This is a genomic window from Streptomyces armeniacus (assembly GCF_003355155.1).
Classification (GTDB): domain Bacteria; phylum Actinomycetota; class Actinomycetes; order Streptomycetales; family Streptomycetaceae; genus Streptomyces; species Streptomyces armeniacus.
This window is the reverse complement of record NZ_CP031320.1, coordinates 7,757,911-7,774,321: the sequence shown is the minus strand read 5'-3', so window position 1 is coordinate 7,774,321 and position 16,411 is coordinate 7,757,911. Positions and strand designations below refer to the sequence as shown.

The 16,411-nt window shown below is 74.3% G+C and carries 8 protein-coding genes and 3 pseudogenes; 5 read left to right on the top strand and 6 right to left on the bottom strand.

Annotated elements, in window-relative coordinates:
• Positions 1 to 22: 22 nt before the first annotated feature.
• Positions 23 to 994 carry an SCO2278 family lipoprotein gene (locus DVA86_RS33665; RefSeq protein WP_208883976.1) on the bottom strand — a complete coding sequence of 324 codons (972 nt, stop codon included), beginning with the start codon at positions 992 to 994 and terminating at the stop codon, positions 23 to 25.
• 214 nt (positions 995 to 1,208) lie between these two features.
• Between DVA86_RS33665 and DVA86_RS33660 the strand changes: the two genes are divergently transcribed.
• Positions 1,209 to 1,907: a CDP-alcohol phosphatidyltransferase family protein gene (locus tag DVA86_RS33660; protein WP_425471015.1), complete on the top strand. Its 699-nt coding sequence runs from the start codon at positions 1,209 to 1,211 to the stop codon at positions 1,905 to 1,907.
• A gap of 88 nt (positions 1,908 to 1,995) precedes the next feature.
• Here DVA86_RS33660 and DVA86_RS33655 read toward each other — a convergent pair.
• Positions 1,996 to 2,409, bottom strand: a pseudogene (locus DVA86_RS33655) (FAD synthase family protein); the annotation flags it as partial.
• A gap of 201 nt (positions 2,410 to 2,610) precedes the next feature.
• Here DVA86_RS33655 and DVA86_RS33650 point away from each other — a divergent pair.
• Complete coding sequence (locus tag DVA86_RS33650; RefSeq protein ID WP_208883972.1) at positions 2,611 to 3,957, top strand: glycosyltransferase family 4 protein; 1,347 nt, start codon at positions 2,611 to 2,613, stop codon at positions 3,955 to 3,957.
• Positions 3,954 to 5,657 carry a polysaccharide biosynthesis tyrosine autokinase gene (locus DVA86_RS33645; RefSeq protein ID WP_245997462.1) on the top strand — a complete coding sequence of 568 codons (1,704 nt, stop codon included), beginning with the start codon at positions 3,954 to 3,956 and terminating at the stop codon, positions 5,655 to 5,657. Before DVA86_RS33650 ends, DVA86_RS33645 begins: the two co-directional genes overlap by 4 nt.
• Here DVA86_RS33645 and DVA86_RS36060 read toward each other — a convergent pair.
• A pseudogene (locus tag DVA86_RS36060) lies at positions 5,619 to 13,271 on the bottom strand (type I polyketide synthase); the annotation flags it as partial. The gene DVA86_RS33645 and the pseudogene DVA86_RS36060 sit on opposite strands and share 39 nt — an antisense overlap.
• Positions 13,272 to 13,408: 137 nt before the next feature.
• On the opposite strand from DVA86_RS36060, the pseudogene DVA86_RS33635 reads away from it, so the two are divergent.
• Positions 13,409 to 13,561: pseudogene (locus DVA86_RS33635) on the top strand (molybdopterin-dependent oxidoreductase); the annotation flags it as partial.
• Positions 13,558 to 14,103 carry a hypothetical protein gene (locus tag DVA86_RS33630; protein ID WP_208883970.1) on the top strand — a complete coding sequence of 182 codons (546 nt, stop codon included), beginning with the start codon at positions 13,558 to 13,560 and terminating at the stop codon, positions 14,101 to 14,103. The pseudogene DVA86_RS33635 and the gene DVA86_RS33630, both read left to right, overlap by 4 nt.
• A gap of 69 nt (positions 14,104 to 14,172) precedes the next feature.
• Here DVA86_RS33630 and DVA86_RS35790 read toward each other — a convergent pair whose 3' ends face one another.
• Genes DVA86_RS35790 through DVA86_RS33620 form a run of 3 tightly spaced genes read right to left on the bottom strand, consistent with a single transcriptional unit; the run spans position 14,173 to position 16,306 of the window.
• Entirely contained in the window at positions 14,173 to 14,886 is a 714-nt protein-coding gene (locus DVA86_RS35790; protein WP_425470957.1) for a class I SAM-dependent methyltransferase, read from the bottom strand.
• A complete protein-coding gene (locus DVA86_RS35785; protein WP_245997461.1) occupies positions 14,883 to 15,644 on the bottom strand; it encodes a TIGR04282 family arsenosugar biosynthesis glycosyltransferase in 762 nt (253 codons plus the stop codon). The genes DVA86_RS35790 and DVA86_RS35785 overlap by 4 nt, the downstream gene beginning before the upstream one ends.
• The gene (locus tag DVA86_RS33620; RefSeq protein ID WP_208883968.1) at positions 15,641 to 16,306 is read right to left on the bottom strand and encodes a glycosyltransferase family 2 protein; all 666 of its coding nucleotides are present in this window, start codon (positions 16,304 to 16,306) and stop codon (positions 15,641 to 15,643) included. The genes DVA86_RS35785 and DVA86_RS33620 overlap by 4 nt, the downstream gene beginning before the upstream one ends.
• Between the last annotated feature and the right edge of the window lie 105 nt (positions 16,307 to 16,411).

The window sequence follows — 16,411 nt, the reverse complement described above, 5'->3', positions numbered from 1 at the left end:
ACCCCGCGCGGACCCCGACCGGCTACTCCGCCTTGACCGACGTCAGGCCCGCGATGCGGCTGAGGAACGTGATCTCGCCGCCCTTCTTCGCCGGCGGGACCGTCACCGCCTGCTCCGAGACCCGTACGTACGTGAGGGACTTCTTCGGTGTGCCCGTCATCAGGGCCTTCACATACGGGTCCTTGACCTGCGGCGTGTAGCCCTCCGCGACCGTCTGCTTCTTGTGGTGGTGCGTGGCGAAGAACAGCATCGCGCCGCCGTCCTTCGTGCGCAGGCCGAACGGGGCGAACTGCGGCGGTACGGCCGGGGTGTCCGCCCACTCGGTACGGACGCCCGGCTTCTCCGCGGTCTTCTCGCGTTCCTCGCGCCACTTGCTGGTGTGCGCGCCGGCGGCGAACTCGCCCTCGCCCTCCTGGAGGTAGCGGGCGTACGCCTTGCTGATCTTGTCCGGTTCGACGGCCAGCTTCTCGCCGCCTCCGACGTCCGGTACGGCCTTCGCGTAGCCGTCCTTGCCGACCGCGAACTCCGGGGTGTCCGCCGGGTCCAGCACGGCGAGGTACGTGGCCTTCCACTTCGCGTCCGCGCTGTCGCGCTGGAAGAGGAGGAACCAGCGGCCGTCGGAGCCGCGGTTGCTCTTGGTGTCGGCGACGAAGAACTTCGGCCAGCCCGCCTGCTTGGGGATGAGGAAGCGCGAGTCGCTGAACTTCAGGGGATCGAAGTCGTCGTTGCCCTCGGGGTGGACCTTCTTGCGCGACTTCAGGCCCGCCTGGTCTATCGCGCCGAGGGCGCCGGCCTCGACGGTGGCGTTGAGGCCCGCGTCGTACGTCTTGTTGGACTTGTTGTTGACGGCGGTGAACTCGTCGAGGACCTTCCTGGCCTCGCCCTTGCCGACCGCCGGGATCACGGCGTCCTCGCCGTGCACGGTGATGCATCCCGACAACGTGGCACTGAGGACCGCCGCGGTCGTCGTCGCCGCCAGCAACCGGGCTTTCATCCTGGGCCTCCCACGTCCTCCCACAGACTTCCGAGGTTCGAAACCATACCGGTGCGCGGAGCCGTACAGCCGCCGGGGCGGGCGCCGGGGCGGGCGGCCGTGGGGACGGGCGTACGGCGTACTGCGGGGCATGTGGCATCATTCCGGCGCATCGGGGCGGAGAGCTGGGGGGCTTGTGACGCAACGCAGGGAATTCGGCACGGCGCTGCGCGCACTGCGCGGTGCGCAGAAGACGGCGAAGGGCGTCTCGCTCTACTCGCGCTACCTCAACCGGCCAGCCGGCCGCGTACTCGCCGCCGCCGCGTACCGGCTGGGGCTCACACCGAACCAGGTCACCCTGGTCAGCGCCGCCTTCAGCGGTGCCGGCATCGCCGCGCTGGCGGCCGGGCGGCCGTCGTGGCCGCTGGCCGTGTGCGTGTACGCGGCGCTCGCCATCGGCTTCGCCTTCGACTCGGCGGACGGGCAGCTGGCGCGGCTGCGCGGGGAGAGCAGCGCGGCGGGGGAGTGGCTGGACCACGTCGTGGACTGCGCGAAGATCACGGCGCTGCACTCGGCGGTGCTGATCTCCCTCCACCGCTTCCACGAGCTGCCCGGCGAGGGCTGGCTGCTGCTGCCGCTCGCGTTCCAGCTGGCCGCCGTGCTGATCTTCTTCGGCGGGCTGCTCACGGACAAGCTGCGGCCGCGCCCGGCGCCGGGCAGCGCGCCGTACGGGCCGCCGCCCGCGCCGCCACTCGCCCGCTCGCTGGCCCTGCTGCCGGTCGACTACGGCGTCTTCTGCGCCGTGTTCCTGCTGCTGGGCAGCGAACGGCTGTTCCTCGGCGGCTACACGGCGTTCTTCGCCGCCCATGTGCTGTTCCTGGTGGCGTTCCTGATCAAGTGGTTCCGGGAACTGTCCGCGCCGCGAGCGGCGTGACCGGCCCGGCGGATCCACCGGCGGACCCGCCCGCCGGCGTGCCGGCCGAACCCCCGGCGGCCGCCTGCCCGTTGGGCGCCGCCCCCGCCAGCGCGTCGAGCGCGCGCCGCAGCTGCGTGCTGGAGGTGTGCACGGTGTACGGGAAGTACACGACGTCCACGCCGACCGTACGGAAGTCGGCCTCCAGCTTGTCGCCCTTCGGCGTGCCCCGCCAGTCGTCCCCCTTGAACAGCACGTCGAACCGGATCTGCTGCCACGTCTCCAGCTTGTCCGGCACCGTCTCCACGAACGCGGCGTCCACGAAGCGGATGCTGCGGACGATCTCCAGCCGCTCCACGAGCGGCACCACCGGGGGCCGCCCCTTGGCCCGTTCGGCCATCTCGTCGGAGACGACGCCCGCGACGAGGTAGTCGCAGCGGGCGCGGGCGTGCCGCAGCACGTTCAGATGCCCCACGTGGAACAGGTCGTACGCTCCGGGCGCGTAGCCCACGATCTGACTCATCCGCCATTCCCCCCACGGAACTCAGCGAACTCGGTGAACCCGGCGGCACCAGGGGCCGCCGGCGACTCGGCCCGTCGCTGCGGGCTCAGTGATGACGCCGATCCAACCACAAGGAGAACACGGCAGAGTCAAGTTGTGTGGATGTTGTGCGCCATACCGCTAAAGTGCTGATCGGGGGAATTGAGGGGGAGGGGAACCGTTATGGCGGTGCAGCCTGGGCGGCGTCTGCTGCTCGTGTCCACCAACTACGCGCCGGAACAGGCCGGAATCGGCCCGTACGCCACACAGATCGCGGAGCACTGGGCCGCCGACGCGGACGCCGAGGTGCACGTCCTGACCGGGCTGCCGCACTATCCGGCCTGGCGCACCTCGCCCGCCTACCGCGGCGTGTGGCGCACCGTCGAGGACCGCGCGGGGGTGCGCGTGCACCGCAGGCGGCACACCGTTCCGCCGCGGCAGACCGCCGTACGGCGGGCGCTGTACGAGGCGTCGATCCTCGCGCACGGCGTCCTCGCGCCGCCCCGTACGGACGGGCCGCCGCACGCCGTGCTGGCCCAGCTGCCGAGCCTGGCGGGCGGGCTGCTCGGGGCGCGCCTCGCGCGGCGGCACGGCGTCCCGTTCGTGCCCGTCGTACAGGACCTGATGGGCGCGGCCGCCGCGCAGAGCGGCATCCGCGGCGGCGACCGCGCCGCCTCCGCCGCCGCGGCCGTCGAACGGCGCGTGCTGCGCGCCGCGACGCTCACCGGCGTCATCCACGAGAGCTTCGTCGACAAGGTCGCGGCCATGGGCGTGCCGCCGGAGCGAATACGGCTCGTGCCCAACTGGTCGCACGTGTCCGGCCCTTCGCAGCCGCGCGCCGTGACCCGCGCGCGGCTCGGCTGGGACGACGGCCGCACCGTCGTGCTGCACTCCGGGAACATGGGCCTCAAGCAGGGACTCGACGTGCTGATCGACACCGCACGCCTGGACCCGGAGCTGCGGATCGTGCTGATGGGCGACGGCAACCAGCGCGCCCGGCTGAGCGCCCTCGCCGACGGGCTGCCCAACGTCGACTTCCTGCCGTCCGCCGCCACGCGCGACTTCCCGGACGTGCTGGCCGCCGCCGACGTCCTCGCCGTCACGCAGCGGGCGTCCGTGCTCGACATGAGCGTGCCGTCCAAGCTGACCTCGTACTTCGCGTCGGGCCGCCCCGTCCTCGCGTCCGTCGCCGACGGCGGCGGCACCGCCGAGGAGGTACGCCGCTCGGGCGCGGGCCGGCTGGTGCCGCCCGAGGACCCGGCCGCGCTCGCCGCCGCCGTACGCGCCCTGGCCGCCGACCCGGACGCGGCCGGCGCGCTCGGCGCGCACGGCCCCCGCTACGTCGAGTCCCATCTCAGCCGCGCCGCGGGCCTCGCCCGGATCACCGCGCTGCTCGACGAGGCGCTGGCGGAGCACGCCGTACGGGGCGGCGCGCACGGCTCCGGGCCTGCGCACGGCTCCGGGGCCGGGTCCGGGCCCGGAGCCGGGCAGAGACCCGTACAGAGGGAGCAGAGGGGGGCGGAGGCATGAAGGACGGCGGTGCACGGGAGGAGACCCGTGCCGTGCAGGCGTACGACGAACCCGACCTGCTGCGCGAGCAGTTCCGGCAACTCCTGCGCTACCGGCTGCTGATCGCACTCGGGCTGCTCCTCGGGCTGCTCGGCGGCGGCTGGCTCGGCATCTCCGGCGGCGACTCGTACTCCGCGTCGACCGAGGTGACGCTCCGCCCCGGCAGCGCCGACCCGCTGGCGGACGGCAGCTCCGGCAAGACGGAGCTCAGCATGGGCTCCGAGCGGCGCACCGCGCTGAGCCAGGTCGTCGCGGAACGCGCCGCGAAGAAGCTCGGCGAGTCCCGCACTCCGGGCAGCGCGCTGGCCCTCGCCCGCGACCTGCAGGTCACCAACCCGCCCAACACCGTGGTGCTGCGCTTCGCGTACACCGCCGACAGCCCGAAGACGGCGGCCAAGCGCGCGAACGCGTTCGCGCAGGCGTACCTCGACAACCGGCAGTGGGACACCGACCGGCAGATCGACCACATGGTCGTCTCGTACAAGCAGCAGCGCGCCCCGCTGCTCAAGGAGCGCGACCGGCTCGCCGAGGAGATCAGCGGGCTGCCGGACGGGCGCGTGCTGGACTCGTCGCTGTCCTCGCACTCGTCCGTCGTCGGCAACATCGCCGAGATCAACAGCAACATCAGCAAGCTCGAAGCCCTCGACACCACCCCCGGCAACGTCGTCTCGGCCGCCACCCCGCCCAAGTCCCCGGCCGGGCCGGGGCTGTTGCTGCTGCTGGGGCTCGGCGCGGCCGTCGGCACGGGCGTGGGGATGCTCGCCGCGTGGGTACGGCTGGTCTTCGACCCGACGGTACGTTCCGCGGGCGACGTCGTACGGGCCCTGCGCGCGCCCGTCCTCGGCACCCTGCCGCGCACCAGGCGCGGGCACCCCGACGTGCTGCTGGCCGAGGGCAGGCTCGCCGAGGAGTACCGTTCGGTCGCCTTCCGGCTGGCCTACGACGAGGCGTTCGCGGAACGCCGCCGGCTGCTGGTCGTCGCACCGCGCGGCAGCATCGAGACGGCGCTCGCCGCGTCCGTCAACCTGTCCGCGTCCTTCGCGGAGATGGGGAAGGACGTCCTGCTGATCGAGGCCGACCTGCGGACGCCCAGCCTCACCGAGCAGCTGCACCACGCCGACGGCGGCCGGCCCGGCTGGGCACGCGCCCCCGAACAGAGCACCACCGGCTGGCCGACGGGGCGGCGCGTGCCCATCGACGCGGGCGAGTCCGGCTATTTCGACCTCGTGCCCGGCCACCGCGTACGGAACGTGCCGCGCGCGCTGACCTCCGCGGCCGCGACGCAGCTCATCAGCCAGGCGGACGCGCGCAACTCCGTACTCGTCGTGCTGGCGCCCGCCGTCCTCTCGTACGCCGACGCCATCGCGCTGACCGACCGCGTCGACGGCGTCCTGGTGGTCTGCGACCCGCGCGAGGTGCGGCGCGACGACCTCAGCCGCGTACGGGAGCTGGTCGTCGGCGCGGGCGGCATCCTGCTGGGCGCGGTGCTGCACTCGTACGGGACGGCGGAGACGCGGGACGGGAAGGGCGGTGAGAGGGCTGCCGGTTCGGGCGCCGGGCCCGGGGGCGGGTCCGGGGCCGGGGCGCGGCGCAGGCAGCCGGCCCGGCCCGCGAGCGGGCTCTTAGACACACCGATCTCTGACGCCTCTGACGCGAGTTGAGGGGTACGTCGGCAGATCCACGACGGCGGGCAGGTGCGCGGCGAACGCCGGGGCCCAGTCCACCTGTACGCCGTGCGCCCACAGGTGGCCGAGCGAGGTGTAGAAGCGGTCGAGACCGCCCTCGTCGCGCCGGAGCGTCCCGGTGACCGTGACGTCCACGTCCGCCGCCTCGGCCGTGTCCTGCACGGGCATGGTGAGGACGGGGTGCGGGCTCATCTCCGCGAACACCCGGCGTCCGTCCTCGATCAACGACCGTACGGCGGGCTCGAGCTGCACTGTGTGGCGCAGGTTGGTGTACCAGTATTCGGCATCCACACGGGTGTCGTCATCCAGCCAGTCACCGGTGACGGTGGAGAAGAACGGCACCGCAGGAGTCCTGGGCTCCAACGGCGCCAGAGCCGTCAGGATCGCCTCACGGATCTCCTCCACGTGAGCGGAGTGGGAGGCGTAGTCCACCTCGATACGGCGGGCGCGGATCTCCCGCCGCTCACACGTCACCATGAGCTCATCCAGAGCGTCCGCGTCACCGGAAACCACCACCGCGGACGGCCCGTTGACGGCGGCGACCGAGATACGGCCCTCCCACGCGGCGATCAGCCCATCCACATCCGTACGCGGCTGCGCGACCGACACCATCCCGCCACGACCCGCCAGCGCCGTAATGGCCTGGCTCCGCAACGCGACGACACGAGCACCGTCTTCGAGAGAGAGCGCACCGGAGACACAGGCGGCGGCGATCTCACCCTGCGAGTGACCGACAACGGCGGCAGGCTGCACACCGTAGGAGCGCCACACCTCGGCGAGGGACACCATCACCGCCCACAGGACGGGCTGCACGACATCCACCCGGTCAAAACCGGGAGCACCGTCCACACCCCGCAGCACACCCGACAGCGACCAGTCCACGAAGGGTTCGAGGGCCTGTTCGCAGGCGTCGAAGCGTGCCGCGAACACCGGGCTGCTGTCGAGGAGTTCGCGGCCCATGCCGACCCACTGCGCGCCCTGGCCCGGGAACACGAACACGACGCCCGTGTCCTCGCCCGAAGTCTCGTCCACTCCCACGGTGACGCCTGCGGGCATCTCGCCGCGCGCCACCGCGCGCAGCCGGTCGAGGAGTTCGCCGGTGTCCGCGCCGGTCACCACCGCACGGTGCTCCAGCCCTGTACGCGCCACGGCCAGCGAGTGCCCGACGTCCGCCGCGCCCGCACCGGACTCCGCCACGTACGCGGCCAGCCGCTCCGCCTGCGCCCGCAGCGCCTCGCCCGTACGGGCGGACAGCATCCACGGCAGCGGGCCACCGGCCCGCTGGACCGGAGCGTCGGTGTCTGCGTCTGCGTCGGCTGTCGTGTCCGCCGCCGGGGGCTCCTCGATGATCAGGTGCGCGTTCGTACCGCTGACGCCGAAGGAGGACACGCCCGCGCGGCGCGGGTGCCCGTTCCGTTCCCACGGGCGGGCTTCGGACAGCAGCTCCACCGTGCCGGAGGACCAGTCGACGTGCGGCGAGGGCTCGTCGATGTGGAGGGTCGCGGGCAGCAGGTCGTGCCGCATGGCGAGGACCATCTTCATGATCCCGGCCATGCCCGAAGCGGTCTGCGCGTGACCGATGTTGGACTTGACCGAGCCGAGCCACAGCGGCTCCTGCTCCGGGCCGCGCTCCTCGCCGTACGTCGCGAGAAGTGCCTCCGCCTCGATCGGGTCACCCAGCTTGGTGCCGGTGCCGTGTGCCTCCACCGCGTCCACGTCGCGCGCGGAGAGCCCCGCCTGTGCGAGGGCGGCGCGGATGACGCGCTGCTGCGACGGGCCGTTCGGTGCCGTGAGGCCGTTGGAGGCGCCGTCCTGGTTGATCGCGGAGCCCCGTACGACGCCGAGCACCGTGTGCCCGTTCGCCTGCGCGTCGGACAGCCGCTCCAGCACGATGACGCCCGCGCCCTCGGATAGGGCGAAGCCGTCGGCCGCCGCCGCGAACGGCTTCGAGCGCCCGTCGGGTGCCAGGCCGCGCTGCCGGCTGAACGCGATGAACTGCGACGGGTCGGACATCACCATCACCGCGGCCGCGAGCGCCATCGAGCACTCGCCGTTGCGCAGCGCCTGCGCCGCCATGTGCAGCGCCACCAGCGACGACGAGCACGCCGTGTCCACCGTCACCGCGGGGCCCTCCAGGCCCAGGGTGTACGAGATGCGGCCGGACGCGACGCTGCCGACCGCGCCCGTCGCGAGGTAGCCCTCGGCCTCGCCCGCGGCCTTGCGCAGCCGGGTGCCGTACTCCTGGTCGGTCATCCCGACGTACACGCCCGTCTGCGAGCCGCGCAGCGCCGCCGGGTCGAGCCCGGCGCGCTCCAGCGCCTCCCAGGACGTCTCCAGCAGCAGCCGCTGCTGCGGGTCCATCGCGACCGCCTCGCGGGGCGAGATCCCGAAGAAGGCGGCGTCGAACTCGGCCGCGTCGTGCAGGAATCCGCTCCTGCGCACGTAGCTCTTGCCGGTGCTGTCCGGGTCGGGGTCGTACAGGCCGTCCAGGTCCCAGCCCCGGTCGGCCGGGAAGTCGGAGATGACGTCCACCCCGTCGCGTACGACGCGCCACAGGTCCTCCGGGGACCGTACGCCGCCGGGGAAGCGGCAGCTCATCGAGACGATGGCGATGGGCTCGTCGTCCGCGGCCGGTGCCGTGGCGGCGGGCCGTACGGCGGCGCCGGCTGCGGTCGCCGTGTCGCCGCCGAGCTTGACCGAGAGGTGCCCGGCGAGTGCCTTGACGTTGGGGTAGTCGAAGACGACGGTCGCGGCGAGCTTGAGGCCGGCGGCGGTGTTGAGCCGGTTGCGCAGCTCGACGGCCGTCAGCGAGTCGAAGCCCAGCTCCTTGAAGGAGCCCTGCGGGTCGACGGCCGCCGGGTCGGCGTGGCCGAGCACGGAGGCGACCTGTTCGCGTACGAGGGCCAGCAGTCGTGCGGCGCGCCTGCGTTCGTCGAGTCCGGCGAGTTCGCGCAGGAGCGCGGACGGCTCCGCCTTGCCCTGGCCGTCGTCGGCGGCGGCCTGTGCCGCGGGGATCTCGTCGAGCAGCCTGCTGGGCCGTACGGAGGTGAACACGCCGCCGAACCGCTGCCAGTCGACGTCCGCGACCGCCACCACCGTGTCGTCCCTGTCGAGTGCCTGCTGCAGCCCGGTGAGGGCGGTGTCCGGGTCGATGACGGGTACGCCGCGCTGCCGCAGCACATCCTGCAGCGATTCCGCGATCATGCCGCCGCCCGCCCAGGGGCCCCAGGCGACGGACAGCACGGGCAGGCCGCCGGCGCGGTGGCGTTCGGCGTACGCGTCGAGCGCGGCGTTGGCGGCGGCGTACGCGCCGTGGTCGGCGACGCCCCACGTGCCGGAGATGGAGGAGAAGTAGACGACGGCGTCGAGCGTGTCCCCGCCGAACGCCTCGGCCAGGTGCCGCGCGCCGCTGACCTTGCCGCTCAGTGCGGCGCTCAGGTCGGCGGGCCCGGCCTCGTCGAGGGTGCCCAACTGGCTGACGCCCGCGGCGTGTACGACGGACCGTACGGTGTGCCCGTCGTCCGCCAGCTGCCGGGCGAGCGCCCGTACGGCGTCCGCGTCAGCCACGTCGCAGGCCGCGACGGTGACACCGACGCCCTGCTCCGCCAGCTCTGCGCGCAGTTCCGCCACTCCGGGGGCGGCGTCGCCGCGGCGGCCGGTGAGCACCAGGTGCTCGGCGCCGCCGCGCGTGAGCCAGCGCGCGACGCGCGCGCCCAGCGCGCCGGTGCCGCCGGTGACCAGGACGGTGCCGCGCGGGCGCCACGTACGGGGGGCCGCGTGCGGGCCGCAGGGGGCGGGGACGAGGCGGCGCGCGTAGACACCGGAGTCGCGGATCGCGAGCTGGTCCTCGCCGCCGTCGCCGGTGAGGAGGGCGGCAAGCCGGGCCCGCGTACGCTCCTCCGCGGCGCCGCCGAGGCCCGCGGTGTCCGTCTCCGCGCCGGAGTCCGCGCCCGCGTCCGTGCCGGACGGCGGCAGGTCCACCAGGCCGCCCCAGCGGTCGGGGTGTTCGAGCGCGGCGACGCGCCCGAGCCCCCATACGGCGGCCTGCGCGGGCGCGTACGGCGCTGCCTCGTCGCCCGCGGCGACCGCGCCTCTCGTCAGGCACCACAGGGGCGCGTCGAGCGCGACCTCGCCGAGCGCCTGCACGAGCGCGAGGGTGACGGCGAGGCCGGTGGTGACGGCGGGCTGGCCGGGCAGCGGGGACTCGTCGAGCGCCGTGAACGACAGTACTCCGGCGACGAGTTCCGGCCCGTGGTCCGCTATGCGCAGCCGCTTCGCGAGGAGTTCGCGGTCGGCCTCCGCGGGGCCGACGGAGAGCGCGTACGGCTGTGCTCCGGCCGCGCGCAGCGCCTCGGCGGCCTGGCACACGGGCGCGGAGTCCTCGTGTCCCTCGGGCACGACGAGCAGCCAGGTGCCGGACACAGTGCCCGCGGCGGGCTCGGGGCGGTGCCGCCAGACGGCCTGGTAGCGCCAGGAGTCGGCCGTGCCGCGCTGCCGGCGGTCGCGCCGCCAGGAGGACAGCGCGGGCAGCACCTCGCCGAGGGAGCTGGGGTCGCTGATGCCGAGGGTGCCGGCCAGCGCCTCCAGGTCCTCCCGTTCGACGGTCTCCCAGAACTGCGCGTCCACCGGATCGGCCACCGTACGGTCGGCGCTGTCCGCCGCGAGCCAGAAGTGCTGCCGCTGGAAGGGGTACGTGGGCAGGTCCACCAGCGCCGGTCGGTGCGCGGCGAACGCCGGCGCCCAGTCCACGTACGCGCCGTGCGCCCACAGCTGGCCGAGCGACGCGTGGACCCGGGCGAGGCCGCCCTGGCCGCGCCGGAGGGTGCCGGTGGCGACCACTTCGGCGCCCGCGGCCTCGGCGGTGTCCTGCACGGGCATGGTGAGCACGGGGTGCGGGCTCATCTCGGCGAACGCGCGGTGGCCCGCCTCCACGAGGCTGCGGACCGCGGGCTCCAGCTGCACGGTGTGCCGCAGGTTCGCGTACCAGTACGCGCCGTCGAGACGCGCCTCCGCGTCCAGCCAGTCGCCGGTCACGGTGGAGAAGAACGGCACTTCGGCCGCCCGGGGCTCCAGCGGCGCCAGGGCGGTCAGGATCGCTTCGCTGATGCCTTCCACGTGCGCGGAGTGCGACGCGTAGTCGACCTCGATGCGGCGGGCGCGGATGTCCCGCTCCTCGCAAGTTTCCACAAGGGCGTCCAGAGCGGCCACATCACCGGACACCACCACCGCGGACGGCCCGTTGACGGCGGCGACGGACAGGCTGCCGTTCCATGCGGTGATCAGCTCCTCGACATCCGTACGGGGCAGCGCGACGGACACCATGCCGCCACGGCCTGCCAGAGCGGTGATGGCCTGGCTCCGCAACGCCACCACACGAGCACCGTCTTCGAGAGAGAGCGCACCGGAGACACAGGCGGCGGCGATCTCACCCTGCGAGTGACCGACAACGGCAGCAGGCTGCACACCGTAGGAGCGCCACACCTCGGCGAGGGACACCATCACCGCCCACAGGACGGGCTGCACGACATCCACCCGGTCAAAACCGGGAGCACCGTCCACACCCCGCAGCACACCCGACAACGACCAGTCCACATGCCGGGCCAGCGCCGCGTCGCACTCGGCGAAGCGCGCGGCGAACACGGGGCTGCTGCCGAGGAGTTCACGGCCCATCCCGACCCACTGCGCCCCCTGCCCCGGGAACACAAACACCGGACCGCGGCGGTGCTCCGTGGCGACCGCGTCGACGTGTCCGGCGGCCACCGACCGCAGCCCGGCGAGCAGTTCGTCCTGCCCGGCGCCGGTGACGACGGCCCGGAAATCGAGCGCCGCGCGCGCGGTGAGCAGCGTGTGCCCTACGTCGGCGGGGCGCGGCGCGGGAGCCGCCGCGTCGAGGTGTGCGAGCAGCGACTCCGCCTGTGCCTTGAGCGCGTCGGCGCTGCGGGCGGAGAGCAGCCACGGCACCTCGGCGGCCGTGCTCTCGCCGCTCTCGTCGATCTCGTCCCCGGGTGTTCCGGGGGCGGCCGGTTCGGCGGCTTCGGCGGCGGCCTCCAGGATCACGTGCGCGTTGGTGCCGCTGATGCCGAACGACGACACGGCGGCGCGCCGCGTACGGCGGTCACCGTCACCGTCGCTGTCCCAGGCGCGTGCCGCGGACAGCAGCCGTACGGCGCCCGACGACCAGTCCACGTGCGGCGAAGGCTCCTCCCCGTGCAGGGACTTCGGGAGGACGCCGTGCCGCAGGGCCTCGACCATCTTGATGACGCCGCCGACTCCGGCGGCGGCCTGCGCGTGACCCACGTTCGACTTCAGGGAGCCGAGCCACAGCGGCCGGTCCGCGTCCCGCTCCTGCCCGTAGGTGGCGAGCAGCGCCTGTGCCTCGATGGGGTCACCCAGTGTCGTACCGGTGCCGTGTGCCTCCACGGCGTCCACGTCGCCCGGCTCCAGTCCGGCGTTCGCGAGGGCGGCGCGGATGACGCGCTGCTGCGACGGGCCGTTCGGTGCCGTGAGCCCGTTGGAGGCGCCGTCCTGGTTGATGGCCGAACCCTTGAGCACCGCCAGCACCTGGTGCCCGTTGCGCTGCGCGTCCGACAGCCGCTCCAGCAGCAGCACACCGACACCCTCGCCCCAGCCCGTACCGTCCGCACCCGCCGCGAACGGCTTGCACCGGCCGTCCGGCGACAGACCCCGCTGACGGCTGAACTCCACGAAGATCCCCGGGCTGGACATGACGGTGGCGCCGCCCGCCAGCGCCATCGAGCACTCGCCGCTGCGCAGCGCCTGCACCGCCATGTGCAGCGCCACCAGCGACGACGAGCACGCCGTGTCCACGGTGACGGCGGGGCCCTCCAGGCCCAGGGTGTAGGCGATACGCCCGGACGCGACGCTCGTCGTCGTACCGGTCAGCACGTGCCCCTCGACGTCCTCGCCGCCCTGGTGCAGCCGCGGCCCGTAGTCCTGCGCCATCGCGCCGACGAACACGCCCGTACGGCTGCCCCGTACGGACGTCGGGTCGAGCCCCGCGCGCTCCAGCGTCTCCCACGAGGTCTCCAGCAGCAGCCGCTGCTGCGGGTCCATCGCGAGCGCCTCGCGCGGCGAGATCCCGAAGAACGCGGCGTCGAACTCGCCCGCGTCGTGCAGGAAACCGCCCTTGCTCACGTAACTGGTGCCGGAACGCTCCGGGTCGGGGTCGTACAGCGCGTTCAGGTCCCACTCGCGGTTGACGGGGAAGTCGGACACGGCGTCCACGCCGTCGCGGACGACGCGCCACAGGTCCTCGGGCGTACGGACGTCGCCGGGGAAGCGGCAGCCCATCGCGACGATGGCGATCGGCTCGTCGTGCGAGTGCACGGCGTCCGCGCGTTCGCCGTCCCGCTGCTCCTGCTCGCCGCCGTCCAGCTCGGTGTCGATCCGGCGGGCGAGGCGGAGGGGCGTCGGGTGGTCGAAGAGCGCGCTGGACGGCAGCCGCACGCCGAACTGGACGTTCAGCCGGTCGCGCAGCTCGACGGCGGTGACGGAGGTGAAGCCGAGGTCCTTGAACGTACGGGTGCTCTCGACCGCGTCCGCCGACTGGTAGCCGAGGACGGCCGCGGCCCCGTCGAGTACGGCGTCGAGCGCGGACTGCCGTACGGGCGCGTCCGCGGTGGCGGACGCCGTCGTGGACCGGTCTCGTATACCCATCCCACCCTTGCCCCCTCACGCTGGGCCGACGGGCACGCGGGTCGGGCCCATCGTACGCCCGTGACCCGCTGACGCTGCTCGCTCTGCGGGTGAACGGGCGCGTGCTGAGCGCCGATCACGGCTATCCGGCGCGGATCATCGCGCCGAACCGGCCGGGCGTGCTGCAGACGAAGTGGGTCGCACGGATCGAGGTGCTGAAGTGACCGCGCTGCGCTGGATGCTGGGGACGGCGGGGGCGGTGCTGCTGGGCACCGGCGGCTGGCTCCTCGTCACGGAGACCCGCGAGGACACGGTGCCGCAGGTGCTGCTGTGGCTCGCGGGCGCGGTGGCGGTGCACGACGGGTTGCTCGTGCCGCTGGTGCTGCTGGCGGGGGCGGCGCTGCGCTGGGCCCATGGGAGACGCCGGGGGGACGCGTCGCGGAACGCGCCGGAGGGCGGGCTCCGTTCCGGTTACGGCGTGCTGCGCGGCGCGTTCGTCGTCGGCGGCTGCCTGACGCTGATCGCGCTGCCCGTGCTGCTGCGGCAGGGCCAGGGCCGCAACCCGACGGCGCTGCCCCTCGACTACGCCGCGAACTGGCGGCTGCTGCTGGCGGTGACGCTCGCGGTCACGCTGGTGCTGCTGGCCGCCAGGGCGCCCGCGTACCGGGCGCGTCTGGCGTCCGGCTGCCGCGCGCTGGGCGCGCTGCTTGCCGTCCCCGTACGTGCCGTGCGGCGGCGCGTACGGGGGCGGGCGCGGCGCCGCTGACCCCCGTACGCGCCGCCGCCCCCGCGGCCAACGCCCCACCGGACAGAGCCCGGTGGGGCGCTGCCCCACCTACCGGCTCAGGGCCAGGAACGAACGCCCCCGTGCCGTCCACTGCGCCGTCACCGACCAGCCGGCCGACTCCGCGCGCTGCCGCAGTGCGGCGGCGCCTATCCGGGCCCACGGGAACGCGGGCCCGTGCCCGCCGTTGCCGTCGTCGAGCCGCACCTCGACCCGTTCCTCCACGTCGGCGTGCGGCGCGTCGCCGTGCGCGGCCTCCGCGAGCAGAAGGCCACCGGGGGCGAGGAGTTCACCGACGCGGACCAGCAGCGCGGCGGGGTCGCCGCCGATCCCTATGTTCCCGTCGACCAGCAGCGCGCTCCCCCAGCGCCCTTCGCCCGGCAGCGTCTCGAAGACGGAGCGGCACAGCGCGTCCACGCCCCGGCGGCGCGTACGGGCGACCGCCGCAGGCGAGGTGTCGATGCCGAGCGCGGGACTGCCCTTCCGGGCCAGCGCGGCGACCATGCGGCCGGGTCCGCAGCCGATGTCCAGTACGGCGCCGGAACAGCGCCGCAGCACGGTGAGGTCCGCGGCGTCCGCCCGGGCGCACCACCGTTCGACCTCGAGGGGCAGCAGCCAGCCGTCCGTACGGCGCAGGAAAAGCGGTCCGCGTCCGGAGCGCAGTGCCTCCGCGTACGGGTCCGCGTGCCACGCGACGGCGGCGGGTGCGGGCGGCGCGGCAGGGGGCGCGGCGGCGGGCCCGGAGGGCACGGACGGCGCGCTCAACGGGCCACCGCCCGCTGGAGTTCCGCGTACGCCGCCGCGAACCGCGCGCCGCCGGGATGCCCGCCGCCGCCCGCGTACGCGCCACTGCCCCCGTACGGGGCACCGCTCCCGTACGGGGCACCCGGCGCGGCGCCGCACACTCCCGCGACCTCCGCCGCGTCCCGTGCGGTGTCCACGTCGCGCAGCACCGGCAGGTCGCGTACGGCCAGCCCGGCGTCCACCAGCCTGCGCCGCTGTACGGCACCGGTGCGCGCGTCGGACATGGGCACGCCGCGCACCAGTTCCGGGTCGGGCGCGGCGAGTCCGAGCGCCCAGAACCCGCCGTCGGCGGCGGGCCCGAACCACGCGTCGCAGCCGGTCCAGCCGTCCGGCGCGGTCACCGGACGCAGCAGATCCGGGGTGAGCTGCGGGGTGTCCATGCCGATCAGCAGGGCGGGCCCGTCGCAGAGCGCGAACGCGGCGGCGATCCGCTCGTCCAGACCGCCGGCGGCCTGCGGTACGACCTCGACACCGGCGCCGTCCGGCAGCCACGGCCCGGGCCGTCCGGCGAGTACGAGCACCCGGTGGCGCGCGGGCACCTCAGCGACCAGGTCGAGGGTGTCGGCGAGCGCGGCAGCGGCGAGACCGGCGGCCTGCTCGGGCGTGTACGGGGGCGTGAGCCGGGTCTTGACGCGGCCGGGCACCGGCTCCTTGGCGAGCACCAGCAGCGTCGTCTCACCGGCCGGACCGGCGCCGCCCCCCGTCTCGGCGCCGGTCACCGCAGCACCGCCCGCATGTCCCGTACGGCCTGCCAGGTGCCGCGCCAGGTGCCGGTCACCTTGGAGGCGCCGCTGCGCGGCAGGTAGTCGACCTCGGTCTCGCGGATGCGCCAGCCCGCGTCGGCGGCGAGCACCACTATCTGCAGCGGGTAGCCGCTGCGCCGGTCGGTGAGGGCGAGTTCGAGCAGCGGCTCGCGCCGTGCGACGCGCATGGGCCCCAGGTCGTGCAGGCGTACGCCGGTGCGCCGCCGCACCATCCGCGACAGGGCGCGGTTGCCGGCGCGCGCGTGCATCGGCCACGCGCCGCGCGTGACGGGCCTGCGCCGGGCCAGTACGAGGTCGGCGGCCCCCTCCCGTACGGGCGCGGCGACCCGGGACAGCTCGCCCGGGTCGAGCGTGGCGTCGCAGTCGCAGAAGGCGATGAGCTCCGCCGTGGCGGCCCGCAGCCCGGTGTGGCAGGCGGCGCCGAAGCCGCGGCGCGGCTCGTGCACCACCGTCGCGCCGTGTGCGCGGGCGATCTCCGCGGAGCCGTCGGTGGAGCCGTTGTCGACGACGAGGGGGCGCCAGCCGTCCGGGATCCGTTGCAGAACCCAGGGCAGGGCCTCGGCCTCGTTGAGGCAGGGGAGCACGAGGTCCCCGTACGGAGGCTGGATGTCGGTCATCTCCCACACCCTACGAACGCAAAACGGACTAATGGGATCTTGGCTCCTTACGAAACACGGACATCGCCCGCTCCGCCCCCGCACGGCGGCGACCGGTACGCCGAT

What these genes read in the sequence shown, in the direction of transcription:
- DVA86_RS33665 (WP_208883976.1), bottom strand. Translation starts at nt 994, where the DNA reads ATGAAAGCCCGGTTGCTGGCGGCGACGACGACCGCGGCGGTCCTCAGT.
- DVA86_RS33620 (WP_208883968.1), bottom strand. Translation starts at nt 16,306, where the DNA reads ATGACCGACATCCAGCCTCCGTACGGGGACCTCGTGCTCCCCTGCCTC.
- DVA86_RS33645 (WP_245997462.1), top strand. Translation starts at nt 3,954, where the DNA reads ATGAAGGACGGCGGTGCACGGGAGGAGACCCGTGCCGTGCAGGCGTAC.
- DVA86_RS33650 (WP_208883972.1), top strand. Translation starts at nt 2,611, where the DNA reads ATGGCGGTGCAGCCTGGGCGGCGTCTGCTGCTCGTGTCCACCAACTAC.